This window comes from Cellulosilyticum ruminicola JCM 14822 (assembly GCF_001311925.1).
GTDB lineage: Bacteria > Bacillota > Clostridia > Lachnospirales > Cellulosilyticaceae > Cellulosilyticum > Cellulosilyticum ruminicola.
On the sequence record NZ_BBCG01000182.1, the window covers coordinates 1 to 667 of the forward strand.

The following is a 667-nucleotide window of genomic DNA, read 5'->3' on the forward strand; positions in this document are numbered from 1 at the left end:
AGAGATTATACAGTCTGATGTATTACCATATTTATCCTATTTATAAATTGAGATAATCTAGCACATGATTTATATCATAGTCGTTAACTTAAGACTAAGTTTTTCCAGCAACAATAAGTTGTTCTAAATAACCTTCTATTTTAGAATAGGTAGTTTGTCTTAAGCGTTTTTCATATAAAGCCAACTTTCCTATTCTAAGAATTGCTTCTACATATTTAGTTTTACCTACATGCATTTTATCTAGGGAAAGGGTGCTTTTTACAACCTTAAAAAGAAGTTCTATTTGCCATCTTATACGATAAAGCTCTGTAATAATAGATGTATTAAGGATTTCTTTGCTGATGCTAGTAATCATAAGATTCCAATGTAAAAGCTGACGCTTATATGAGTCAATATCTTCACCCTTATTTTGGATAATTGCCTTTTTGATACGCTTAGTTACAATTTCATCAGAAAGCTTATTGCCTACTAAACGAATTTTTAACTTATTACAACTTTCTGTCCCAATATAAACTTGTTGATCAACAGAATCACTGTCTTGACTAAGGAGTTTCTTTAAATCTAGTCTTTCATAGATGGCATACGTTTCTGAAACTGCTTTATAGAGCTTTAAATTTGTCTTGATGCGACTAATAAAAAAATTTTTTCTTGTAATTTGCGAAGAAAT

Annotated in this window: 1 protein-coding gene; it reads right to left on the minus strand. The window is 29.5% G+C overall.

The genetic code is table 11. From position 1 onward, the window contains the following. Window positions 1-94: 94 nt before the first annotated feature. Window positions 95-667, minus strand: a 573-nt coding sequence (locus tag JCM14822_RS18790; protein ID WP_172674875.1) for a transposase, incomplete at its 5' end; no start/stop codon positions are given.